General features: G+C 68.3%; 21 protein-coding genes. 7 read left to right on the top strand and 14 right to left on the bottom strand.

The window, feature by feature from the left end:
• Window positions 1-193: 193 nt before the first annotated feature.
• A complete protein-coding gene (locus MKI84_RS15000; RefSeq protein ID WP_241620786.1) occupies window positions 194-1,816 on the bottom strand; it encodes an ABC-F family ATP-binding cassette domain-containing protein in 1,623 nt (540 codons plus the stop codon).
• A 276-nt stretch (window positions 1,817-2,092) separates the two neighbouring features.
• On the opposite strand from MKI84_RS15000, the gene MKI84_RS14995 reads away from it, so the two are divergent.
• Window positions 2,093-2,782, top strand: a complete 690-nt coding sequence (locus MKI84_RS14995) for a response regulator transcription factor (protein WP_241620784.1) — start codon at window positions 2,093-2,095, stop codon at window positions 2,780-2,782.
• Window positions 2,772-4,139 carry a sensor histidine kinase gene (locus MKI84_RS14990; RefSeq protein WP_241620782.1) on the top strand — a complete coding sequence of 456 codons (1,368 nt, stop codon included), beginning with the start codon at window positions 2,772-2,774 and terminating at the stop codon, window positions 4,137-4,139. Before MKI84_RS14995 ends, MKI84_RS14990 begins: the two co-directional genes overlap by 11 nt.
• Window positions 4,140-4,150: 11 nt before the next feature.
• Here the strand turns inward: MKI84_RS14990 and MKI84_RS14985 are convergent, their stop codons facing one another.
• From MKI84_RS14985 to rocF, 4 genes are all read right to left on the bottom strand, one after another.
• Window positions 4,151-4,522 (bottom strand): hypothetical protein, encoded by a 372-nt coding sequence (locus MKI84_RS14985; protein ID WP_241620780.1) that lies wholly within the window; start codon window positions 4,520-4,522, stop codon window positions 4,151-4,153.
• A gap of 22 nt (window positions 4,523-4,544) precedes the next feature.
• Window positions 4,545-7,226, bottom strand: a complete 2,682-nt coding sequence (locus MKI84_RS20775; RefSeq protein WP_241620779.1) for a glycosyltransferase family 39 protein — start codon at window positions 7,224-7,226, stop codon at window positions 4,545-4,547.
• 121 nt (window positions 7,227-7,347) lie between these two features.
• Window positions 7,348-8,421 carry an ornithine cyclodeaminase gene (locus MKI84_RS14975; RefSeq protein ID WP_241620777.1) on the bottom strand — a complete coding sequence of 358 codons (1,074 nt, stop codon included), beginning with the start codon at window positions 8,419-8,421 and terminating at the stop codon, window positions 7,348-7,350.
• A 3-nt stretch (window positions 8,422-8,424) separates the two neighbouring features.
• Window positions 8,425-9,369, bottom strand: coding sequence for an arginase (gene rocF, locus MKI84_RS14970; RefSeq protein ID WP_241620775.1), 945 nt, complete (start codon window positions 9,367-9,369; stop codon window positions 8,425-8,427).
• 121 nt (window positions 9,370-9,490) lie between these two features.
• On the opposite strand from rocF, the gene MKI84_RS14965 reads away from it, so the two are divergent.
• The gene (locus MKI84_RS14965; protein ID WP_241620772.1) at window positions 9,491-9,928 is read left to right on the top strand and encodes an Lrp/AsnC family transcriptional regulator; all 438 of its coding nucleotides are present in this window, start codon (window positions 9,491-9,493) and stop codon (window positions 9,926-9,928) included.
• 118 nt (window positions 9,929-10,046) lie between these two features.
• Here the strand turns inward: MKI84_RS14965 and MKI84_RS14960 are convergent, their stop codons facing one another.
• The 3 genes from MKI84_RS14960 to MKI84_RS14950 all read right to left on the bottom strand — a co-directional run bounded on the left by MKI84_RS14960 (window position 10,047) and on the right by MKI84_RS14950 (window position 13,221).
• On the bottom strand, window positions 10,047-11,399 hold the full coding sequence (locus MKI84_RS14960; protein WP_241620771.1) for an MATE family efflux transporter: 1,353 nt from the start codon (window positions 11,397-11,399) through the stop codon (window positions 10,047-10,049).
• A gap of 71 nt (window positions 11,400-11,470) precedes the next feature.
• Window positions 11,471-12,772, bottom strand: coding sequence for an MFS transporter (locus MKI84_RS14955; protein ID WP_241620769.1), 1,302 nt, complete (start codon window positions 12,770-12,772; stop codon window positions 11,471-11,473).
• Window positions 12,773-12,819: 47 nt separating this feature from the next.
• A complete protein-coding gene (locus tag MKI84_RS14950) occupies window positions 12,820-13,221 on the bottom strand; it encodes a MarR family winged helix-turn-helix transcriptional regulator (protein WP_241620767.1) in 402 nt (133 codons plus the stop codon).
• A 135-nt stretch (window positions 13,222-13,356) separates the two neighbouring features.
• On the opposite strand from MKI84_RS14950, the gene ybaK reads away from it, so the two are divergent.
• Together ybaK and MKI84_RS14940 are read left to right on the top strand one after the other, a co-directional pair.
• Window positions 13,357-13,830 carry a Cys-tRNA(Pro) deacylase gene (gene ybaK / locus MKI84_RS14945; RefSeq protein ID WP_241620765.1) on the top strand — a complete coding sequence of 158 codons (474 nt, stop codon included), beginning with the start codon at window positions 13,357-13,359 and terminating at the stop codon, window positions 13,828-13,830.
• Between the two features lie 129 nt (window positions 13,831-13,959).
• Entirely contained in the window at window positions 13,960-14,736 is a 777-nt protein-coding gene (locus MKI84_RS14940) for an alpha/beta fold hydrolase (protein WP_241620938.1), read from the top strand.
• A 6-nt stretch (window positions 14,737-14,742) separates the two neighbouring features.
• Here the strand turns inward: MKI84_RS14940 and MKI84_RS14935 are convergent, their stop codons facing one another.
• The 6 genes from MKI84_RS14935 to MKI84_RS14910 all read right to left on the bottom strand — a co-directional run bounded on the left by MKI84_RS14935 (window position 14,743) and on the right by MKI84_RS14910 (window position 21,689).
• Complete coding sequence (locus tag MKI84_RS14935; RefSeq protein WP_241620763.1) at window positions 14,743-15,708, bottom strand: glutathione S-transferase family protein; 966 nt, start codon at window positions 15,706-15,708, stop codon at window positions 14,743-14,745.
• A gap of 13 nt (window positions 15,709-15,721) precedes the next feature.
• Entirely contained in the window at window positions 15,722-16,570 is an 849-nt protein-coding gene (locus MKI84_RS14930) for a VOC family protein (RefSeq protein ID WP_241620761.1), read from the bottom strand.
• 27 nt (window positions 16,571-16,597) lie between these two features.
• Window positions 16,598-17,011 (bottom strand): DoxX family protein, encoded by a 414-nt coding sequence (locus tag MKI84_RS14925; RefSeq protein ID WP_241620759.1) that lies wholly within the window; start codon window positions 17,009-17,011, stop codon window positions 16,598-16,600.
• 142 nt (window positions 17,012-17,153) lie between these two features.
• The gene (locus tag MKI84_RS14920) at window positions 17,154-19,433 is read right to left on the bottom strand and encodes an FdhF/YdeP family oxidoreductase (protein WP_241620757.1); all 2,280 of its coding nucleotides are present in this window, start codon (window positions 19,431-19,433) and stop codon (window positions 17,154-17,156) included.
• Between the two features lie 105 nt (window positions 19,434-19,538).
• The gene (locus MKI84_RS14915; RefSeq protein WP_241620754.1) at window positions 19,539-20,633 is read right to left on the bottom strand and encodes an ATP-grasp domain-containing protein; all 1,095 of its coding nucleotides are present in this window, start codon (window positions 20,631-20,633) and stop codon (window positions 19,539-19,541) included.
• A 30-nt stretch (window positions 20,634-20,663) separates the two neighbouring features.
• Window positions 20,664-21,689 carry a beta-ribofuranosylaminobenzene 5'-phosphate synthase family protein gene (locus tag MKI84_RS14910; RefSeq protein WP_241620752.1) on the bottom strand — a complete coding sequence of 342 codons (1,026 nt, stop codon included), beginning with the start codon at window positions 21,687-21,689 and terminating at the stop codon, window positions 20,664-20,666.
• A gap of 263 nt (window positions 21,690-21,952) precedes the next feature.
• Here MKI84_RS14910 and MKI84_RS14905 point away from each other — a divergent pair, with 263 nt between their 5' ends.
• Window positions 21,953-22,348, top strand: coding sequence for a c-type cytochrome (locus MKI84_RS14905; protein WP_241620750.1), 396 nt, complete (start codon window positions 21,953-21,955; stop codon window positions 22,346-22,348).
• A gap of 52 nt (window positions 22,349-22,400) precedes the next feature.
• Window positions 22,401-23,384 (top strand): quinoprotein relay system zinc metallohydrolase 2, encoded by a 984-nt coding sequence (locus MKI84_RS14900; protein WP_241620748.1) that lies wholly within the window; start codon window positions 22,401-22,403, stop codon window positions 23,382-23,384.
• Window positions 23,385-23,578: the final 194 nt, after the last annotated feature.

The following is a 23,578-nucleotide window of genomic DNA, read 5'->3' as shown; positions in this document are numbered from 1 at the left end:
TAGTTTCGGCCAGCTTTGGCGTCAATACGGATTCCGCGCGTTTTATAGGCATGGACAAAAGCCGTGCATGCGCCTCTTGTCGGGTGTTGCCCTTTACAGGGCAGCGCGACGCGCAAAAACACGGCGCGCGACCCGTCTGTGCGACAGGCCGCGCGATGGCGTCAGACAGGTGGAGGGGGCGAAGTCCGGCGGCTCAGCTTCGCAGGCCGGGGGCTTCGCGTCCGGTGCGGGCGACATATTCGCTGTAGCCGCCGCCATATTGGTGGATGCCCTCGGGCGTGACTTCCAGCACCCGGTTCGACAGCGCGGCGAGGAAATGCCGGTCATGGCTGACGAACAGCATCGTGCCCTCGAAATTCGCCAGGGCGCCGATCAGCATTTCCTTGGTGGTCATGTCGAGATGGTTGGTCGGCTCGTCGAGCACCAGGAAGTTCGGCGGATCGAACAGCATCTTGGCCATGACGAGGCGCGCCTTCTCGCCGCCGGAGAGCACGCGGCAGCGCTTCTCCACGTCATCTCCGGAAAAGCCGAAGGCGCCGGCCAGCGCGCGCAGGGAACCCTGCGCCGCCTGCGGGAACGCGTCCTCCAGCGACTGGAACACGGTGCGCTCGCCGTCCAGCACCTCCATGGCGTGCTGGGCGAAATAGGCCATCTTCACGCTGCCGCCGACCGCCACCGAGCCGGCATCCGGCTCCGCCGCGCCGGCCACCAGCTTGAGCAGGGTCGACTTGCCCGCGCCGTTGACGCCCATGATGCACCAGCGCTCGCGGCGGCGGACATGGAAGTCGAACCCGTCATAGATGGTGCGCGCGCCGTAGCTCTTATGCAGGTTCTTGATGCTCACCACGTCCTCGCCGGAACGCGGGGCGGGCTGGAACTCGAACGCCACGGTCTGGCGCCGGCGCGGCGGCTCCACGCGCTCGATCTTGTCGAGCTTCTTGACCCGGCTCTGCACCTGCGCGGCATGCGAGGCGCGCGCCTTGAAGCGCTCGATGAAGGCGATCTCCTTGGCCAGCATGGCCTGCTGGCGCTCGAACTGCGCCTGCTGCTGCTTGTCGGTCAGCGCGCGCTGCTGGGCATAGAACTCGTAGTCGCCGGAATAGGAGGTCAGCGCGCCGGCATCGATCTCGATGATCTTGTTGACGATGCGGTTCATGAACTCGCGGTCATGCGAGGTCATCATCAGCGCGCCGTCATAGCCCTTGAGGAAGCTTTCCAGCCAGATCAGGCTTTCGAGGTCGAGATGGTTGGACGGCTCGTCGAGCAGCATCACGTCCGGGCGCATGAGCAGGATGCGGGCGAGCGCGACGCGCATCTTCCAGCCGCCCGAGAGCTTGCCGACATCGCCCTCGATCATCTCCTGGGAGAAGCCGAGCCCGGCCAGCACCTCGGAGGCGCGGCCCTCCAGCGAATAGCCGTCCAGTTCCTCGAAGCGGGCCTGTACTTCGCCATAGCGCTCGATGACGGCGTCCATCTCGTCGGCGCGGTCGGGATCGACCATGGCGGCTTCCAGCTCGCGCAGCTCGGCGGCGATCGCGCTCACCGGGCCGGCGCCGTCCATCACCTCGGCCAGCACCGAGCGGCCGGAGGCCTCGCCGACATCCTGGCTGAAATAGCCGATGGTAATGCCGCGATCGGTCGAGACCTGCCCCTCGTCGGGCGCCTCCTCGCCGGTGATCAGCCGGAACAGCGTGGTCTTGCCGGCGCCGTTCGGCCCGACCAGCCCGATCTTCTCGCCTTTCAGCAGCGCGGCGGACGCTTCGATGAAGACGAGCTGCTTGCCGTTCTGCTTGCCGATATTGTCGAGACGGATCATGCGCGGGAGACCTCAAGGCAATGGTGCCGCGCACATAGAGCACGCGCCGATCAGATTGAAGACAATCTGATCGGATAACGCGTTCTCTGTGAGCATATTAGAGACTGATTCACCGATCAGATTGATTCAATCTGGTCGGATCAGGCTCTAGAGCCTTTTTCGCGGTTGCGAAAGGGGCGGGGCGTCGCGGGTGGAAAACCATCCGGCCTTGCTATCGGCCCGGCGCGCCCCGCGATAGATTGGCGGCGGCGCGTTTTGCCGGCCTGTGGCAGTCCCATGAAGATCCTTCTGCTCGAAGACCATCCCTCCATGCGCGAGATCATCGCCGACCACCTGACCCGCAGCGGGTTCGTGGTCGATGCGGTCGGCACCGGCGACGAGGCGCTCGCGGCGGTGGCGACCAGCGCCTATGACGCCATGGTGATGGACCTCGGCCTGCCGGACATTGACGGCATGGAGGTGCTGCGCCAGGTCCGCGCCCGCACCGCCGACCGCCTGCCGGCCCTCATCGTGACCGCGCGCGACAGTCTGGAGAGCCGGTTGAGCGGCCTCAATTCCGGGGCCGACGACTACATCGTCAAGCCGTTCGAGCTGGTGGAGCTGGAGGCGCGGCTGCGCGTTGTGCTGCGCCGTCCCGGCCAGCGCGGCGCGGTCACGCACAGCTTCGGTGGCCTGTCCTTCGACACGCTGTCGCGCGAGGTGCGGGTCGACGGCGTGCCGGTCGAGTTCGCCCGCCGTGAACTGGCGCTGCTGGAGGAACTGCTGCGCGCCTCCGGCCGCGTGGTGGTGAAGGACGCGCTGGAGGATCGCCTCTATTCGATCGATCGCGAGGTCACGGCCAATGCCATCGAGGCGGCGGTGTCGCGGCTGCGCAAGAAGCTCGCCGCCGCCAGGTCCGGCGTGGTGGTGAACACGGTGCGCGGCATCGGCTACCGTCTGGCCCTGGGAGGCGAGAATGAGGCGTAGCTACAGCCTGCGCCGCCGGCTGGTGGCGGCGATGTCGCTCACCTTCCTGCTCGGCCTCGGCGGGGCGATGGTCTATTACTATTTCGAGGCCTATGCGGTCGGCGCCGCGCTGGACGAGCGCACGCTGCAGAGCCAGGCGCGCGAACTCACCGCCGGCATGACGGCTTCCGCCGACGGCACCATCGCCTTCCACCTGCCGCCCATGCTCGCCCGGCTCTATCAGGGCGCGGAATCGACCTCGTTCTACACGGTCTTCGATCCCGCCGGCCGCGGCATGCTGCGCTCGCCCAACCTCACCCTGGACCTCCCGCTGGTCGAGGCGCCCGCGACCGGCGGCTATAGCGAGATGCGGTTCATCGATGCCGAGCCGGGGCAGGTCGCGGCGCTCTCGGTGCGGATCAATCAGGGCGACACGCTGGTCGTGGGCCGCGCCAAGCCCGACGAGGACGCGCTGGCCTTCACGCTGATCGAGGAGGAGCTGGAAGGCTTCTTCATCGTCATGGTGCCGTTCGTCCTGCTCTCGCTGCTGATCATCTGGCAGATCACGCAATGGAGCCTGCGCCCGGTGGCGCGGGCCTCCGAGGAGGCGATGGCGATCGGGCCGGGCAATGCGTCCGGCCGCATCGCGGTGGAAGGGCTGCCGGACGAGATCCGCCCGCTCGCCGACGCCGCGAACGGGGCGGTGGAGCGTCTGGCGCGGGCCTATGCGGTCGAGAAGCGTCTCACCGCCGATGCCGCGCATGAACTGCGCACCCCGCTGGCCGTGCTCAACCTGCGGCTCCAGCAGGGCCGCATGACCGGGGTGGTCGACTGGCCGAGGCTGGAACACGAGATCGCGACGCTGAACAAGCTGGTCAACCAGTTGCTCGACCTCGCGCGCAAGGAAAGCGCGGAGCATGATGCCAGCCCCGTCGGCACCACGCTGGTGAACCTCTCACGCATCGTGCGCGAGGCGGCGGCGATGGTGCTGCCGCTGGTCGAGCAGGCGGGCCGGACCATCGATATTGTCGAGCCCACGGAAGCGCATCTGCGCGGCCAGCCCGACGACCTGCGCGACATGTTCCGCAACCTGATCGAGAACGCGCTGCATCACGGGCGCGGGCGGATCGCGGTCCGGGTGCAGCCGGTGCACACGCCAGCGCATGGCTTCGTGGTCGAGATCGAGGATGAGGGCACGGCCGTCATTGACGACGCGCTCTTCACCCGGTTCAGGAAGGGCAACCCGGCCTCCAGCGGCACCGGGCTCGGCCTCGCCATCGTCCGGCAGGTGGCGCGCAATCATGGCGGCGAGGTCGCCTTCGTGGCCGGGGCGGTCCATACCTGCGTGCGCGTGTTCCTGCCCACCGGTCAGCGCTGAACGCGGGCGGCTCAGTCCTCCGCCGGGCGGAAGCTGTCCGGCACCATGCCCGCCGGCTCGCCATAACGGTCGAACCAGCCGGCCGGCTTGCCGTCGAATTCCCGGTCGCAATAGAAGGCCAGCAATTGGGTCGCCCCGCTGCGGATCCAGTAGTCGCCGCTGCACCCGCAGGCGTCGAGCGACGGCGCGAACCATCGGATCGGCAGCCAGCCCTCCGCATCCGGCATAGGCCCATCGTCCCGCCGCGCATCGTCTCGCCATGTGCCTGCCGATGGCGCGTCGGCGATGGTGGCGCGCGCCGGCTCCGCGACGGGGCTGTGGGGCGGGACCGTCCGCCAGCCGATACGGCGCAGCAGGTGAAAGGAGGGGCTCAGTTGGGGCATGGCAGCAATCTCCTTCCCTCGCTTACGGCAGCGAGCCGATGGTGGTCGCGGGTGTGCCGACCGCGCCGGTCGATGTGGCCGCCGGGCCGCGATAATCGTAGCCGATGCGGTAGAAGAACCGGCCGGCCGGCTTGCCGTCCTTGAGGATGGTCTGTTCCACGGTGTCGCCCAGCCGGCCGAACTGGCCCGCCAGCCTGTCGTCATCGATCTGCCGGCGCTTGAAGGCGAACAGCACGGCGGGGCGGCCGCCCAAGGGCTCCGCACGGTGCCAGTAGTCGTACATCAGGCTGGGCAGGCCCAGGACGCCGCGCCCGACCGAGTTGTCGACGCCCTCGCCATCCCCGCTGTTGCTGTAGAAGGCGAGCTGGCTGGCGATGTTGTAGGTGTCCATGCCGATCATGAGCGGCTCCTCGCCGGTGGCGTTCTCCACCTGCCGCTCCAGCGTCTCGGCCTCGCGGCCGAATTCGCGCCACGCCACCGGAACCCCCGGCAGGCTGGCGACATAGCCGAGGCCGGGAAGCCCGAGCACGAGATAGTTGAGGCCGAATCCATATACGACGAGCGTGACGGCGACCGTCGGCACCCAGGCATGGCGCAGCCGGAGCTGGAGGCGCGAAGAACGCTCGGCAGCCGCCACGATCGCCGCCGACATCGCCGGCAGAACGGCCAGCCAGCTCGGGCCACTCCAGTTCAGCTTGATGGTGTGCGTCAGGCTGAAGACGACGAACACCGCGAGCGGGGTGAGAGTGAACACCAGGATGAACCGCGAGAAGCGCCGCGCGCCGGGGTCGGGCTGGCGCGCGCCGGGGCGCCGGCGCCGGTCCCACAGCGCGGCGATCGCCGCCATCAGCCCCGGCGGGGTGAGCAGCGCCGCCGCGCAGAGGATCAGCGCCGGCAGCGAGAACCGCGCGGCGGCATCGATGCGCCGCGTGCTCTGGAAGGCGAAGGAGGCGAGGTCGTGCTCCAGGTTCCAGATGATCACCGGCGAGAAGATGGCGAGCGCCAGCAGCGCCGCCAGATAGGGCTCCGGCCGCTTGAGCCAGTCGCGCGCCCGCACGTCGGCCAGCAGGAAGATGAGCGTCGCCGGACCCAGCAAAGCGATGGTGTATTTCGACAGCATCCCCAGCCCGATACAGACGCCCGCGCCCCACCAGGCCGAGCGGCGCCCGCCCACCAGCGCCCGCTCCAGGAAGAACAGCGCACCGGCCCAGCACGCGGTCAGCGGCGCGTCCGGCGTCATGATCAGGCCGGTGGCGAAGTAGAACGGCAGCACGGCCACCAGCAGCAGGCTGACGAAGGCCGCCGACTTGCCGAACATGCGGTGGGTGAGGCGGAAGCTGAAGAAGGCGGTGGCGAACCAGCCGAGCCAGGCGCCGATGCGCACGCCGAATTCGGTGTTCCCGAACAGCGCGGTGCCGGCATGGATCAGCCACGCCACCATGGGCGGGTGATCGAGATAGCCGATATCGAGGTGCTGCGCGTAGTTCCAGTAATAGGCCTCCTGCGGCAGCAGGTCGGCGAGGCCGATGAACAGGAGGCGGAGCACCACGACATAGGCCGCCACCCCAATGGCCGCGACGCGCCAGCGAATGTCATGGGGCACGCGCGGATTGACCGAGGGAAACACGAAGAAGGCCGAGCCGAGATAGCTCACCACCGCCGCCGCGCCGATGGCGAACAGGATGGCGATCTGCGGCTGGAGATGGAACAGCGTCGTCCCGCCGGCCAGCACGCCGCCCCGTATCGCGAGCGCCAGCAGGCAGACCGTGAAGAACCGCCGGTAATGGCCGCTTCCCTGCGCGCTCGCGGGTTTCGAGCTGTCGGCGAAGGCCCAGCGCGCATTCAGCACGTAATTTGACACCGTGGCGATGCCGAAGCTGCCGATTTGCGCGGTCATCAGCCCGGCATGGAGCGCGAACAGCAGCTCGAAGACCAGCAGATCGACCGCCATGCCGATTAGCCCCACCAGCGCGAAGCGCGCGGCGCCGCCGGCCGAGACCGCGCCGCCGGCCAGCACCAGCAGCCGGCGCAGATAGGCGACCATCTGCGCCTTGCCGATCTTGGATTCGCCGTGGATGCGGTCGGGGAACACGATCGGCACCTCGCGTACCTTCAGCGCGCCGCCGCCATGGGCGATGACCTCCAGCCCTATCTTGAAGCCGGCGGCTTCCGGGTCGACCGCGAGCAGCCGCTCGCGGCGCACCGCGAAGAAGCCGGACATCGGGTCCTTGAGCTCGGTCAGCGGCCAGGCCAGCAGCCCGCCGAGCCGCGAGAGCAGCAGTCGCCGCAGCGGCCAGTCCGGCGTCGCCCCGCCCGGCACGTAGCGGCTGCCGACCGCCATGTCGCAACTGCCGTCGAGCAACGGCGCCACCAGCGCTTCCAGCCGCTCGGGCGGGTGGCTGAGATCGGCATCCATCACCACGACGATATCGGTCCGCGCCTGCCGCGCCGCGCACAGCACGTCGCCGGCGAGGCCCCGCCCGCCACCACTGGCGACGAGGCGCACCTGCGCCGCCTTCTCCCATTCGCGCACCCGCTCGACCGTGCCGTCGGTGGAGCCGCCATCGGCGACCAGCACCTCGAAGGCGAGGCCGGGATTTGCCTGCGCGAAGATCGCGGCAAGCAGCACGTCAATATTGTCGACTTCGTTGAGGGTGGGAACGATGACCGTGGTGAGGACGGCAGTCTGGGAGGGAGCGAGCACGGGGAAGCCCTGGATTGGACACGGGACACGCGTCCGGACCCGGAGGCCGTCCGCACCGTGACCATCGGGGGGCTAGCTGACCGCAGCCTGACGTCCCCGATCCATGGCTTCCTCGCCGGGCTCAGGCGGCGGCGGGTGTGCCCTGCGGCGCGGCCTTGGCGCGCAGCAGCATGCCGAACAGGTCGCGCGGCTCGTCGGGGTCGGCGAGCAGGTCCAGCTCCTCGTAGAAGCGTGTCCCCGCAAGCTTTTCGCGCACATAGCGCAGGGCCGAGAAGTCCTCGATCGCGAAGCCCACGGAATCGAACAGCGTGATCTGCCGGGGATCGCGCCGGCCCGGCGCCGCGCCCGCGACCACCCGCCACAGCTCGGTGACCGGGTGATCGTGTGCGAGCTGCTGGATTTCGCCCTCGATCCGGGTCTGCGGCGGGAATTCCACGAAGATGTCGGAGCGCCTGAGAATGTCCGCCGCCAGCTCGGTCTTGCCGGGGCAATCGCCGCCGACCGCGTTGATGTGCAGACCCTCGCCGACCATGTTGTCGGTCAGGATGGTGGCGTATTGCTTGTCGGCCGTGACGGTGGTGACGATCTGAGCGCCTGCCAGCGCCTCCTCGCCGGAGGAACAGATCGCGATGTCGAAGCCGAGCCCGTCGAGATTGCGCGCGCATTTCTCGCTCGCGCTCCGGTCGAGGTCGTAGAGCCGCAGCCGGTCCACGCCGAGAATGGCCTTGAAGGCCAGCGCCTGGAACTCGGACTGCGCGCCATTGCCGATGATCGCCATGGTGCGCGCCCCCTTAGGGGCGAGGTATGTCGCCGCCATGGCCGAGGTCGCGGCGGTGCGCAGCGCGGTGAGGATGGTCATCTCGGAGAGCAGCACGGGATAGCCGGACGCGACTTCCGCCAGCACGCCGAAGGCGGTCACGGTCTGGCGGCCGTCGCGGGTGTTCTTGGGGTGGCCGTTGACATATTTGAAGCCGTAGACCGCGCCGTCGCTGGTCGGCATCAGCTCGATCACCCCGTCGCTGGAGTGCGAGGCGATGCGCGGGGTCTTGTCGAACAGCTCCCAGCGCCGGAAATCCGCCTCGATGAAGCCCGCCAGTTCGACGAGGAAGCGCTCGACGCCGATGGCGTTGACCAGCTTCATCATGTTGTCGACGCTGACGAAAGGCACGATGTTGAGGTGTCGCCCGTCGCTCATGGCTCAATAACTCCGTGTGGGCCGGTCGAGCACGCGCCGGCCCATCAGGCTGCCGACCAGATCGACCATCAGCCGCGCGGTGCGTCCGCGTTCGTCGAGGAAGGGGTTGAGCTCCACCAGGTCGATGCTGCTCACGCGCTCGCTCTCATGCAGCATCTCCATCACCAGATGCGCCTCGCGGAAGGTCGCCCCGCCCGGCACAGTGGTGCCGACGCCCGGCGCGATGTCCGGGTCGAGGAAATCGACGTCGAGGCTGACATGGAGCAGCCCGTCCTCATCCTCCACGCGCTGGAGGAAGGGGCGCAGCAGCGCGGCGAAGCCGAACTCGTCGATGGCCCGCATGTCGTGCACGGTGATGCCGGAGCGCGCGATGGTGCGGCGCTCGGCCGGGTCGACGCTGCGAATGCCCATCATGCAGATGCGCGAGGGGTCGAGCGGGGCGTGGAGCGGGGGGAAGATGCCCGCGAAGCCGGGTTGGCCGGTGGCATAGGCCATTGGCACGCCGTGCAGATTTCCGCTCTCGGTGCTGTCCAGCGTGTGCAGGTCCGGGTGGGCGTCGAGCCAGAGCACGAAAAGCGGGCGCCCCAGCTCCGCCGCGCGGCGCGACAGGCCGGACAGCGTGCCGGCCGCGAGGCAGTGATCGCCGCCGAGCGTGATTGGTACGCCTTCCGCGCTGGCCTCATAGACCGCCTCAGACAGAACCTTGGTCCAGCCGACCACCTCGCGGAGCGACTTGATCGCCGGATTGCCATGGGCGAGCGCGGGCGCGTCGGCCGGGGCGAGGTTGCCGCGGTCGATCACCTCATAGTCGAGCGCGCGCAGCGCGCCGGCGATGCCGGCGGCGCGGAAGGCGCTCGGCCCCATGTCGCAGCCGAGGCGGCCGGTGCCCTCCTGTACGGGGGCGCCGAGAAGGATGCAGGTGCGCGGCATGTCGGTCTCCGGTGTCATGGCAAAAGCCTAGCGACGGTCGCTGGCGGAATGAACATTGAATATTGGCAATTAGCGCAGATGAATTTATCAAAGTGATGGCATAATCTGCCAGAACGGCAGGATGTTGAAACGGTGGGGCATGGACGATCTCGACCAGAAGCTGCTCGCGCTGCTGCGCCATGACGGGCGGCGCAGCGTCTCGGATCTCGCGCTGGAAACCGGGGTGTCGCGCGCCACGGTGCGGGCGCGGATCGAGCGCATGGAGTGCGAGGGCGATATTGTCGGCTACACGGTGATCCTGCGCGCCGACGCCATCGCCATGCCGGTACGCGGCATCATGATGATCGAACTGGAAGGGCGCACCGCGGACCGGGTGGTGGATGTGCTCGGCGGCTTCCCGGAAATCTCGGCGGTGCACACCACCAACGGAAAGTGGGACCTCATCGTCGAACTCGGCACCGAGAGCCTCGCTGACCTCGACGCGATCCTGCGCCGCATCCGGCTGATCCCGGGCATCATGGCGTCCGAGACCAATCTGCTGCTCGCCACCCCGCGCACCACGCGGGCACGGCTGTAGGCGTCGAGAGCCCTTTCCGATCAGACGGAATCGTCTGATCGATAAGAAAGTGCTCTCGATTCAAAGAGCTGGAGCATTTTCTCTTCGTGAAAGTCGATCAACTTTCGCGGAAAATGCTCTAAATCCGCAGCCACGCGCCCGAGCGGATCGCCGCCGCGATGGTGAGGCCATAGACCACCAGCGCCAGTGACAGGGCGGCGAACAGCGCGTAGAGCGAGCCGGTCAGCGCCAGCACCAGCCAGCCGCCGCCGAGCGCGATGACGATGCGCGCGATCCCGGCGACGATCGGCCAGAACAGCCGCCCCGCGCCCTGACAGGCGAAGTAAAGCGACAGGCCGAGCCCGAAGAAGCCGTAGAACGGGCCGACCACCCGCAGATAGGCGCTGCCCGCCGCGATCATCTCCGGCTCCGCGCTGAACATCGACAGCCACGCCTCCGGGAACAGCGCCGCCGCAACGCCGATGGTCTCGGTCAGCACGAAGGTCAGCCCCGCCCCGGCCCAGGCGATCTTCATCGCCCGGTCGCCGTGTCCGGCGCCGATATTGGTGCCGACCATGGCGACCATCGGCGCGCCCATGCCGAAGATCAGCGGCAGCAGCAGATATTCCAGCCGCACCCCGGTGCCGAAGCCGGCCACCGCCTCGACACCGGCCGAGGCGGCGACCAGCGCGGTGGCGCCGGCAATGGTGATGTTGGTCTGCAGCGAGGTGAAGGCCGAGAGCATGCCGATGCGCAGGATGCTGGCGAGCGGCGCCCAGCGCAGGCGCACGAAGGTCAGCCGCGCCGGGTTGCGGCCGGACAGGATGTACCAGGCCATGGCCAGCGTGCCGCCGGCGAAATAGGCGAGCAGCGCCACCGCCCCGCCGGCAATGCCCAGCGCCGGAATCGGGCCGAAGCCGAAGATCAGCATCGGCGAGGCCGGGATCAGGAACACCACCCCGCCGCAGATCACGCTCGCGGGAAACAGCATGTTGCCGGTGCCGCGAATGATGCTGGCAAGCCCGTTCATCAGCCAGATCAGCACGATGCCGGCGAACAGCGTGTTGGAGTAGAGGAGCGCCGCCTCCAGCTCCCCGCCCGCGCCGCCGAGGAAAGCGTAGATCGGGCGCCCGAACAGCAGGAAAATCGCCGAGAAGCCCAGACCGAACATCAGGCTGATGACGAGCGCGTGCAGCACCAGCGCGTCCGCCGTGGCGCGGTCCCCCGAGCCGAGCGCGCGCGCGACCGCGGAGGAGATGCCCCCGCCCATGGCACCGGCGGAAATCGCGGTCATCAGCATGAAGGCGGGAAACACCAGCGCCATGCCCGCGAGCGCATCGGTGCCGAGCCGCGCCACCCACCAGGTCTCGATCAGGCCGGTGGAGGCCTGCGCCAGCATGATCAGCACATTCGGCCAGGCGAGGCGGATCAGCAGCGGCACGATGGGCGCCTCGATGAGGCGCTGGGTGCGGCGATCGATGCTGTGATCCATGGAAGAGCCGATCGCCCCGGTGGTGCTGCTGGTCCGACCCGTTCTATCGCCCAAGGCGGGCCCGGCGCCAGTCATGCCGCAACGGCAGACGGACGGCGCTCGCGCACCGCGACGATGGCAATGGCGGCGACGAGGCACAGAACGCCGGCGACGAAGAAGGCCGGCAGGTAGGTCTGGTAGAAGGTCCGGCTGAAGCCGGCGCCATAGGCCGCGGAGGCCGCGCCGAGCTGGTGGCCGGCGAAGATCCAGCCGAACACCAGATTGGCGCGGTCGCCGAACTTCTCGGCGGCGAGCTTCACCGTCGGCGGCACCGTCGCCACCCAGTCGAGGCCGTAGAAAACCGCGAAGATCGACAGGCCGTAGAAGCTGAAATCGCTATAGGTCAGGTAGATCAGCGACAGGCCGCGCAGGCCGTAATACCAGAACAGCAGCCAGCGGCTGTCCACCCGGTCGGAGAGCCAGCCGGACCCGACCGTGCCGATGAAATCGAACACGCCGATCAAGGCGAGCATGCTTGCCGCCGTCACCGCCGCGAGCCCGTAATCGCCGCAGAGCGAGACGAAATGGGTCTGCACCAGCCCGTTGGTCGAGGCGCCGCACACGAAGAAGGTGCCGAACAACACCCAGAAGGTGCGGGACTTCGAGGCGTCGCGCAGCGCCAGAAGCGGCGAGGCCAGCATGGCGGTGAAGGTCGTGGGATGGGCCGGGTTCGGCGTCGGCGTGCTGGCGCCATAGGGCAGCAGGCCGAGATCGGACGGCCGGTCCCGCATCAGCACCAGCACGACGATGGCGGCGACCAGCAGCATGGCGAGTACGAAGGTCAGCGCCCCGCGCCAGCCGACGGCTTCGGTGAGCTGCGCCAGCAGGGGCAGGAACACGAGCTGCCCGGTCGCGGTACTGGCGGTCAGCAGGCCCATGACGAGGCCGCGCCGCTGCGCGAACCAGCGCGTGGCGACGGTGGCGCCGAGCACCATGGCGGTGAGGCCGGTGCCGAAGCCGACCACGACGCCCCAGAGCAGCAGCAAATGCCAGACCTTGGTCATGAAGAACGAGCCGAGCACGCCGGCGCCGATGAGCGCGAGCGCGACGGTGGCCACCGGGCGCAGGCCGAAACGGTTCATGAAGGCGGCGGCGAACGGACCCATCAGCCCGAACAGCACCAGCCGCACCGCGAAGCCCGAGGAGATGTCGGCGGTCTCCCAGCCGAATTCAGCCTGGAGCGGGCCGATCAAAACACCCGGCGCGCCGACCGCGCCGGCGGTGACCAGCATGGTCAGGAAGGTCACGCCCGCGACCACCCAGCCATAATAGATGCCGCGGCGGGCGAAGAAGGCGGGAAGCGCGGCATTCGCGGCCGGGGGCAGCGGGCTCATTAGCGGGTCCTTTTTTACGGGTATATGCCCGTATGAGGTTCATAAAATCAGACGGCGGCCACGATCTGCGACAAGGCATCGAGACTTGCGGTGCCGACCTTGGCCTCAAGCTCGGCCTGGCACTCCTGCCAGCGCGGAACGGCCTGCGCGAGAAGCTCTCCTCCCGCCGGTGTCAGCGCGACCACGGCCTCGCGCTGGTCGTCCTCGCCGCGTGACGTGGCGACCAGTCCCAGGCGCTCGACCACGCGCACATTGCGCCCGATGGTCGAGCGGTCGAGTTCCGTCAGCTTGCCGAGCGCGGTCAGGCTTACCGGCTGGTGGCGCTCGATTTTCCGCAGCAGCGAATATTGCGCGATGTTGATGCCGAGCGGCGCCAGCGCGGCATCGTAGCGGGCGGAAACCTTGCGGGTCGCGAGGCGCAGCAGGTTGCAGTGGCAGCTTGTGGACATGAAGCGTGTATATACCCGCGTCGTTCGCTTGTCCATGCGCGCGGTGCATTGCCCGCCTGCATCGGGCGCTCCGCCCTTGAACACGCGCGCGCCCTCGCTTAGCGATCGCTGGCGGGAGAAGGGCGGGAGGTCCTCATGTCAAAAGCCACGCGCGCCACCCGGGCGCTGGAGCAGGCCGGGATCGCCTTCACGGTCCACAGCTATGACTACGACCCCGATGCCGAGCATATCGGCCTTCAGGCGGCGGAGGCGATCGGCGAGGAGCCGGCGCGGGTGCTCAAGACGCTGATGGCACTGGTCGACGGCAAGCCGGTCTGCGTAATCGTGCCGTCCGATCGCGAGGTCTCGATGAAGAAGCTCGCCAGCGCGTTCGGCGGCAAGGCGGCGCAGATGATGAAGCCCACCGATGCCGAGCGCGTCACCGGCTTCAAGGTCGGCGGCATCAGCCCGTTCGGCCAGATGAAGCGGGTGCCGACCGCTATCGAGGCGCAGGCGATGGCCCATGCGCTGGTCTATGTGAATGGCGGCCAGCGCGGCCTTCAACTCCGGCTCGATCCCGCGGATGTGGTGGCGACGCTCGGGGCGCTGGCGGTTCCGGTGGTGGCGTAGCGGCGGCGTGCGAATGCGCTGCCCGGCCGGCATTGCCGCAAGACCGGGGCGGCCTCACCCGTCAGGATGACGATACGCGCATCGCGTGTTCGGAATTCACCGCCGGACCTTCCGGCAACGGGAGCTGTCATCATGATGAACCGCCGTCATTTCGTTTCCCTGCTCGCCGCAGGGGCCGCCGTCTCCGTCCTGCCGCGCATCGCCGCCGCGCAGGCCGTTCCCCCAGTGCGCAACGTCGTGCTGGTGCATGGCCTGTTCGCCGACGGGTCGTGCTGGTCCGAGGTGATCGCCCGCCTTCAGGCGCGCGGCCTCAACGTCACGTCGGTGCAGAATCCCCTGACCACGCTGGACGAGGCGGTGGCGGAGACCAACCGCGTTCTGGCGCGGCAGGACGGACCGACCGTGCTGGTCGGCCATTCCTTCTCCGGCATGATCGTGACGCAGGCCGGCATGGCGCCGAATGTCTCCGCGCTGGTATACATCGCCGCCCGTGCCCCCGATGCCGGCGAGGACTATACCGCGCTCGCCAAGACCTTCCCGACCCCGCCGGCTTCCGCCGGTATCCTGTTCGACGGCGATGAGGGGCGATTGAGCGAGGAAGCCTTCCTGCGCGATTTCGCCGGCGACCTGCCCGAGGCGAAGGCCAAGGTGCTCTATGCCGTCCAGCAGCCATTCCACAAGGCGCTGCTCACCGGGCGCACCACCGAGGCGGCGTGGCGCCACAAGCCGAGCTTCTACGCGGTCTCGACTGAAGACCGCACCATCAACCCCGATCTCGAACGCTTCATGGCCAAGCGCATGAACGCGACCACGATCGAGCTGCAATCGAGCCACCTCTCGCTGATCTCGCATCCCGACGCGGTGGCCGGGCTGATCCTCAAGGCCGCCGGGCAGGGCAATGGCTGAGCGCGCTCAGGCCGGCCGGTCCGCGAGACGGACCGGCGCCAGCCCCGGAAGATCCGGCCCGAGCGGGATGATGCCGTTCGGGTTCAGCGCCTTGATCGAGTAGTAGCCGCGCTTGATGTGGTCGATGCTCACCGTCTCCCGCACGCCGGGAATGTCGAGCACGCGCATCATGTAGCCGTGCAGCCCGGCATAGTCGGCCAGCCGGCGCAGATTGCACTTGAACAGGCCGAAATAGGCGGCATCGAAGCGCACCAGCGTAACGAAGAGGCGGATATCCGCCTCGGTCAGCCGCTCGCCGGTGAGGAAAAGCCGGCCATCGCTCAAGCGCGCCTCCAGCTGGTCCAGCGTGGCGAACACATCCGCGAAGGCTTCCTCATAGGCGATCTGCGTGGTGGCGAATCCCGCGCGATAGACCCCGTTATTCAGGCGCGGATAGATCGCGGCGTTGAGCGCGTCGATCTCGGCCCGCAGGGCGGGCGGGTAGAGGTCGAGCGCATCGTCGGCAAGCGCGCCGAAGCCTTCGTTGAAGATGCGGAGAATATCGGCGGATTCATTGTTCACGATGGTGCCGCGCGCCTTGTCCCACAGCACTGGCACGGTGGCCCGGCCGGTGTAATGCGGGTCGGCGCGGGTGTAGAGCTCATGCAGATAGGTGGCGCCGTTCACGCTGTCCGGCGTCGCGCCGGGAGTGTCGCCGAAGCGCCAGCCCTGATCGGTGAGGGCGGGTTCGACGATCGACACCGACACCACCTCGTCCAGGCCTTTCAGCCGGCGCGCGATCAGCGTGCGCGAGGCCCACGGGCAGATGAGCGCGACATAGAGGTGATAGCGCCCGGCCTCGGCCCTGAAGCCCGAGCCGCCGTCCGGTGTCACGACATGGCGGAAGCCGGAGGTCTGGCGCACGAAGCCACCCTTGGCATCGGTCGCCTGCACGGGGTGCCAGTCCGCTGTCCATTTGCCGTCGACCAGCATTGCGTCGCTCCTCTCAGGCCGCCACCAGCGCGATGCGCGTACCCCACGGGTCGGCCAGTTCCAGCCGCGCCGTCGCCGCGCCGGCGAGGCCCGCAAGCCGCGCGGCGCCGAGCCGGATCTCGACTTCCGCGAGGCCGGTGGAGGGGTAGGCCCGCTCCCCCGCGCCGCGGCTGTTCCAGATATTGGTCGCGATGTGGTGATGATAGCCGTTCGCGGCGTAGAACGTGCCGCCGGGATAGCGGCAGGTAATGTCGAGGCCCAGCCTGTCGGCATAGAAAGCCTCGGCCGGGCCGAGCGCGCCCACCTGAAGATGGACATGGCCGACGCTGGCGCCTTCCGGGAAGCCCTGCCAGGGCGCCGCGCCCGCCGCCGCCACGAGGCTTTGCAGGTCGAGCGCCTCGGTGGCCATCTGCACCGTTCCCTCGCTCCAGCGCCAGTCTGACGCCGGCCGGTCGGCATAGATTTCCACGCCATTGCCTTCCGGGTCGGTAAGATAGATCGCCTCGCTCACCAGATGGTCGGAGGCGCCGACCACCGGCGGGCGCGTTTCCATGGCGTGCTTTGTCCAGCGCCCGAGATCGGCGCGGGTCGGCAGCAGGAAGGCGGTGTGGAACAGGCCCGCCTCGCGGGGGGAGCGCCGCCGGGCCGCGCGGTCGGCGCGCAGCTCCAGCAGCACCGCGCCCTGCGTACCGAGTTCGGCCGTCTCGCCATCCTGCCGCAGCAGGTGCAGACCGAGCGCCTGCCGGTAGAAGCCCGCGACCTGTTCGAGGTCGTTCACGGTGAGTGCGACGCGGCCCATGGCAAAGGACGTGTCGCCGCTCGGGGCGGGTTTTGCGGAGTCAGAGACGGCTGAAACGGTCATGGCAATTCTCCTCGGCGTCGGCAGATCCTAGCGCGAACCGGCCTTGCCGCTCGGCTTGAGAGCGAAGGGGCCGTCGCCGGTGAGCGCCAGCGCGAGCAGCGCGACGATCCACAGCGCCAGATATTCCCAGCCGCCATTGGGGTTGCTGAAGAAGAAACCCGCCGGCCCGTGCACGGTGGCGATGGCGCCCACGAGGATCGGGATCAGCGCCAGCGCCGCGATGCGCGGCCAAAGGCCGAGAATCAGCGCGGCCGCGCCGACGAGTTCCCACAGGATGGTGACATAGGCCAGCCAGCCGGGCAGGCCGATCGAGCCGAAGAAGCCGGCAGTGCCGGCGGGGGTGAACACGAAGATCTTCAGCCCGGCATGAGCGAGGAACAGGATGCCGAGCGTGAGGCGCAGCAGCAGCGCGGCATAGGGGGCGGTACGGGTGTCGATCATGGCAGCCTCCGGTTGGGGTGTGAGCTGCCGCGGAAGATGACCCCTCCCGATACGGATGATTATCCGGTCCGGGAGGGGAAGTTTCCTTCCATAATGGAAATGATGAGCGGCGTCCGGCGGCCGGTTCTGCCCGGCCGCCCGCTCACGCGGCGCTATGGGCGCGCAGCTTCACCGGGATCGACTTGTAGGCCGGCACGCCGCATTCGCGGTCGTAATCCCCCGCCGCCACCAGAAGATTGGCCTCCGGGTAATAGGCGCCGATCGAGCCGCGCGCGATCGGGTAGGCGACGGCGGTCTGCCCCGCCAGCACCTGGCCCTTGCCCGCCACCAGATCCACCTTGTCGCCATGGGCGAGGCCCAGCGCTTCGAGGTCGTCGGCGTTGACAAACACCACGTCGCGCCGGCCGGTGATGCCGCGATAGCGGTCGTTCAGGCCGTAAATGGTGGTGTTGTACTGGTCGTGGCTGCGCAGCGTGGTGCACACCAGCGTGCCCTCGTCGCGGTCGTCGTCCTCGTCGGTGCCGGCTTCCGCGAGGAAGTTCGCCTTGCCGCTGGCGGTGTGCCACTTGCGCTCGGTGGGCGGCAGCGGCAGGCGGAAGCCGCCGGGTATGCGGATGCGCTCGTTGTATTTGTCGAAGCCCGGTATCACCGCCTCGATCTTGTCGCGGATGCGGTCATATTCGGTGCTCAGGCCCTCCCAGTCGACCGGGCTCGACGGCAGCGTCGCCCGCGCGATGCCGGCGATGATCGCGATTTCCGACAGCAACTGGTCCGAGGCCGGGTTCAGCGTGCCGCGCGAGGCATGCACCATCGACATCGAATCCTCGATGGTCACCGCCTGAAGCACGCCGTTGCGCAGGTCGCGCTCGGTGCGTCCCAGGCAGGGCAGCACATAGCTGTGCGTCGCGGTCAGCAGCGTGGTGCGGTTCAGCTTGGTGACGATCTGCACGTTGAGGTCGAGCTTGCGGAACGCGGGGAAGGCGAAGTCCGGGTCCGGCATCGCCACCGCGAAATTTCCACCCAGCCCGATGAAGGCCCGCGATTCGCCGTTGCCGATCGCCGCCAGCGCGTCGACCGCATTATGGCCGTGCTTGCGGGGCGAGGTGATGCCGAACGCCGTGTCGAGCCGCGCCAGAAACGCTTCGGTGGGAATTTCCGTGATGCCGACGGTGCGGTCGCCCTGCACATTGGAATGGCCGCGCAGCGGGCAGATGCCGGCGCCCGGCTTGCCCATATTGCCGCGCAGCAGCAGCAGGTTGGCGATCTGGCGCACATTCTCCGTGCCGTGGCGGTGCTGGGTGATGCCCATGCCATAGCAGGCGATCACGCGCTCGGCGTTCCAGTAGACTTCCGCCATGCTCTCGATCGCGGCGCGGGTGAGGCCCGAGCGATGCTCGATCTCCTCCCATGTCGTCTCCTCAACGTCGGCCTTCAGTTCCTCGAAGCCGGAGGTGTGCTCGGCGATGAAGGCGCGATCCAGCAGGCCGTCGCCGCCGGTGCCGAGATTGACGGCATCGGCCGCCAGCAGCGCCTTCATCATGCCCTTGAGCATGGCGACGTCACCGCCGACCTTCACCTGATGATAGGCCGAGGCGAGGCGGGTCGAGGAGAACGTCGCCATCTCTACCGGGTCTTGCGGCGCGGCGAAGCGTTCCAGCCCGCGCTCCTTCAGCGGATTGGCGACGATGATCGGCACGCCGCGCTTGGAGGCCGCGCGCAGGCTGGTCAGCATGCGCGGGTGATTGGTTCCGGGGTTGTGCCCGATGCAGAAAATGGCATCGGCGTGGTCGAAGTCCTCCAGCGACACAGTCCCCTTGCCGATGCCGATCGATTGCGGCAGGCCGACGCTGGTCGGCTCGTGGCACATGTTGGAACAGTCGGGGAAGTTGTTGGTGCCGAACTCCCGCGCCAGAAGCTGATACATGAAGGCGGCCTCGTTCGAGGCGCGGCCGGAGGTGTAGAACTCGGCCCTGTCGGGCGAATCGAGCGCGTTGAGCCGGGCCGCGATGCCGGCGAAGGCCTCCTCCCACGACACCGGCACGAAATGATCGGTGGCCGCGTCGTAGCGCAGCGGGGTGGTGACACGCCCGGCATCCTCCAGAGCATGGTCGCTCCAGCTCCACAGTTCGGAAACCGTGTGCGCGGCGAAGAACTCCGGCGTCACCCGCTTCCAGGTGGCCTCCCAGGTCACGGCCTTGGCGCCGTTCTCGCAGAACTCGAAAGACGAGGTGTGCTTGGGGTCCGGCCAGGCACAGCCCGGACAGTCGAAGCCGTTCGGTTGGTTCATGTGCAGCAGCGCGCGCGTGTTGGACGCGTCGGATTCCATCTCGTGCCGGACGGCCTGCGCCACCGCAGCCAGTGCTTCCCATCCCCCCGCAGGACCGGAAAACGGCTTGACGCCTTCTGGAGAGTTCTTGGACATAGGTTACCTCTCGAAGCTGCCCCCGGACGAAAGGTAACGCCCTCTTCGCCGCATTAGAACCTCTCAATGCGCGGGCATCGTGCGTCCGCACGAACGGAGGCGGCCTCAGCCCGCCGCGCCATCCGCGCAGATAAGCCGGCTCATGAGTGCGCGCGCACGGTCCTGCGCGGCCGAGCGGGCCTGCCCGGCGCTGTCGCCGGTGGCGAACACCGTGCACACCGGGTCGCCGGCACGGAACGCCGCGCCCTGCGGCGGGCAGTCGGCCACCCACTCCGGTAGCGGCTCCGCGCCCAGCGTGAATGGCACGGGCGCATAGAGCAGGCCGGCCGCGCGGGGCGGGGGGAGGGCTGCGGGCGGTGCCGGCAGGTGCCCCGCACAGGCTTCCAGATGCAGCCGCAGCAGCGGCGGCAGCGGGGGATGGTCGAACACATCCAGGCTGGCGCCGGGGCGCGGGTTGATCTCGATGAGATGCCAGCGCGATCCGTCCACGATCAGGTCGGCGCTGGCAAGGCCGGCAATGCCGGCGGCGTTGGTGACCCGCTCCAGCGCGGCCGCGATCGCATGTTCCATCGGCGGTTCGAGCTGGATCGGGCCGGCCGCGCCGCCATAGCGGAACGGGACGCCGGGTGCCGGATCACACCATTGCTCGGAAAAGCCGATCAACCGGGCGCTCCGCCGGTCGCCGAGAAAAAGCGCGGAGACGGCGCGCCCCGGCAGACGCTCCTGCAGATAACGCTGCCGCCCGCTCACCCGCCGCGCGGGACGGATATGCTGGCCGCCCGCCCCGCCAACGCGCTTGGCGAGGGCCGGGACGCCCGCCGGCGCTTCCCGCTCGAACAGGCGCGGATGCGGGATGTCGAGTTCGGCGAGCAACTCGGCGAAGGCGCGGGGCTGCTTGAGAAGCCGCAGCGTCCGGGCGTCGCTGCCCATGAGCGAAAACCGGCTCGCCAGCCGCTCGACCAGCCGTGGCCGGTGCTCGAAGCCGCTGGACAGCACGACCGGCGTATCCGGGCCGATATGGCGGGCGAGCTGGTCGAGCAGATCGGCCGCCTCGATCGTCAGCCCCCGCCCGCGCCGCAGCGTCACGCTCTTGGCCGCGAGGCGAAGGGTATCCATGTCGGCGAACAGGTCGAGCGCCAGCGCCGCGAGCCCGGCGCGCCGGGCCGCCGTCACCAGGGCGCGCGCGGACAGTCCGATCACGGCAATGTCGAATGCGCGCTCAGATTGCATTCAGGCGGCTGGTGACGGCGCAAGCCGTTCGATCTGCGCGCCGGCGTTCCGCCCGCGCACGCAGTCGAAGCGCAGCGTGGCGTGCCCGGCATAGCGCTGGCGCAGCGCGTCGAGAAGCCGCTCGGCCTGCGCGGCATCGCCGATGAAGGCGAAGCCGGTCGGCCCCCAGGAACTCTGGCCGACACCGGCGATGCCCTGCGACTCCAGCCAGCCCATCGCCTCGCCCACCGCCGCGCTGGTGTAGCGCCCGCCCTGCGCCTGCGCGTAATGCTCGCCGAGCCGGTGCTGGATTTCGCCGATGGCGGCACCGAACGGGCCGATCTCCTCCTCGACCAGCGCCGGCAGCGCCTGCATCAGCGTGAGCCTGGCGAGGTGGCCGGCAAGCGAATCGGGGAAGGGTGGCAGCGTGTCCATGGCCGTGACCTCATCCGTCCCGGAGAGGCCGCTATGGCCGTGATCATAAGCGAGGATCACCCGCCAGTGGCTGGGAAAGGCATGGCGCGCCAGTAGGGGAGGCGCGGAATTGTCTTGAGAGTTCAGTTTCTTGCCGCCATCGAGCAGAAAGCCTCCCTCGGTGAAGGCCCCGATCCCGATCGCCGAACGTGCTCCCCGCCCGAGCGCGGCGCCGATCTCGCGCAGGCTCATGTCGCGTCGGTGCAGCGCCGCCATGCCGGCTGAGACCGCGAGGGCGAGCTGGGTGCCGGAGCCAAGCCCGGCATGCGGGGGCAGGGCGGTGTCGATGGTGATGTCGGCCCCGCCGGAAATGCCGAGCCAGCCCAAAGCCTTCTCGGCGGCACGCCTGGCGCGGTCGGCGTCCGGGCCGCTGGCGTCCAGCGTCGGCGAGGGGCGCAGCCGCAGCACCAGACAAGGCCGCTCCAGCGTCAGCCCGAGGCTGCCGAAGCGTCGGCCGAGCGTGCCGGCAAGGTCCAGAAAGCCGAGATGCAGCCGCGCCGGCGCCACCACGCGGATCGTGGCGTCGCGTTCGCTGTCGGGTGCCGCGGTCCGCTTGAGCGTGGTTTCGTTCACGGGCGTTTCCTCACGCCTCATCGTAGGGCGAGCGCGGGGCGCAGGACAAGCGGCCGTGACGCGGAGCAAAAACGCAATCAATGATTGCAAATAGCGGCATAAGCTGCGGCGAAACGGCCCACGGCAAGGCGGCGATTCTTTTGGGGCTGGACCTTTCACGTTCTGTGATCATTCTAATATCAGGACGCCCGTCGCGGTGCGACCTTCGATGAAGTGCCGCAGTCGACGGCACGCTCGCATAATGATGCCTGGGAAGGAAAAACATGTACCGGCTTCTGATCACCGCCGCCCTGCTGGCAGCTGGTTCCACCGCCGCACTGGCTGATGGCGACGCCACCAAAGGCGCGAACGTCTTCAAGAAATGCATGGCCTGCCACGCTGTCGGCGAGGGCGCGAAGAACAAGGTGGGGCCTGAACTGAACGGCATCATCGACCGCAAGATGGGGTCGGTCGAGGGCTTCAAATATTCGGACACGCTGCTGGAGCACAACGCCAAGGGCGATGTGTGGACCGCCGACGTGCTGAGCCAGTACCTGCAGAACCCGAAGGGCTTCATGCCCGGCGTGAAGATGGTGTTCGCCGGACTGCCGAAGGACCAGGATCGCGCCGACCTGCTGGCCTATCTCGCGCAGTTCGACCTGAACGGCGTCAAGAAGTGATCCCGGCCGCCGCCCGGCAGACCGGGCGGGGCTGCGGGATGGAGGTTGCGCGATGGCCGATCCGCTTCGGCCGAATCGGCGGCACCTTTTGACACTCGCCGCCGCCCTGGCGGCGGGTGCAAACCTGCCTGTGGCGGCACAGACGCTCGCGGAGAGCGGGTCGGCCGATGGCGATCCCGCTGCTCCGCTACCGCTGGAGCGCGTCGCCGACGGTGTGTTCGTCTATCGGGCGCCCTATGAGCTGCTCGCGCCGGAAAACGACGGCGCCATCGCGAATATGGGGCTGGTGGTGGGCTCGGAAGCCTGTGCCATCATCGATACCGGCAATAGCCGCCTCGCCGGCGAGCGCATGCTTGCAGCCGCTCGCGGGGTGACGGAGCTCCCGCTCCGCTACGTCATCAACACCCATATGCACCCCGACCACACGCTGGGAAACGCCGCCTTCGAGGCCACCGGCGCGCGATTCGTGGCGCACGCGAAAATGCCCCGCGCGCTGTCGATGCGCGCCGAGACCTATCTCGCTCAAGTCGAGCGGCTGCTGGGCCCCGCTGCGCGCGGCACGCGAATCGTTCTGCCGGACCTTCTCGTCGAGCGCGCGCTGGAACTGGATCTCGGCAACCGTCCGATTCGGCTCGAAGCCCATCCCACCGCCCACACCGACAACGACCTGACCGTCCGCGACATGGCCAGCGAAACCTGGTTCCTCGGCGATCTGCTGTTCTCCGGCCATATCCCCACGCTGGACGGCAGTCTCAATGGCTGGCTTGCGCTGCTGGACGTGCTCGTCGAGCGGAAGGCGCCGCGCGTGGTGCCGGGACATGGCCCGGCCAGCATGGTCTGGCCGTCGGCCAGCGCGGATGAGCGGCGCTATCTCGAACAGGTGCGCGCCGACGTGCGGCGGCTGATTTCAGAGGGCGCCACCATGGCGGATGCGCCGGAAGGTGTGGCCCAGTCGGAACGACCGAACTGGGCACTGTTCGACGAGTTCAACCCGCGCAACGCCATCGCGGCCTATCACGAAGTCGAGTGGGAGTGATTTACTGCATTGCAGCATAAGCAAGCCATCGCAGCATGAAAGCCCGCGAACGCTTGAAAGCGCTCAAGCAACCGGCCTGATAATAATGTATACCAATTCGCACGTGCAGCAAAATCATAATAAGACCGATTTCTCTTAAGTGTTTTTATTGCGCGCCTGAAAAATTCAGACTAGCCTCACTTACGTCGTCGGCT

The organism is Ancylobacter gelatini (assembly GCF_022601675.1).
In the GTDB taxonomy this organism is placed as follows: domain Bacteria; phylum Pseudomonadota; class Alphaproteobacteria; order Rhizobiales; family Xanthobacteraceae; genus Ancylobacter; species Ancylobacter gelatini.
Note: the sequence above shows the minus strand (reverse complement) of the source record. Positions and strands in the feature narration are given on the sequence as shown.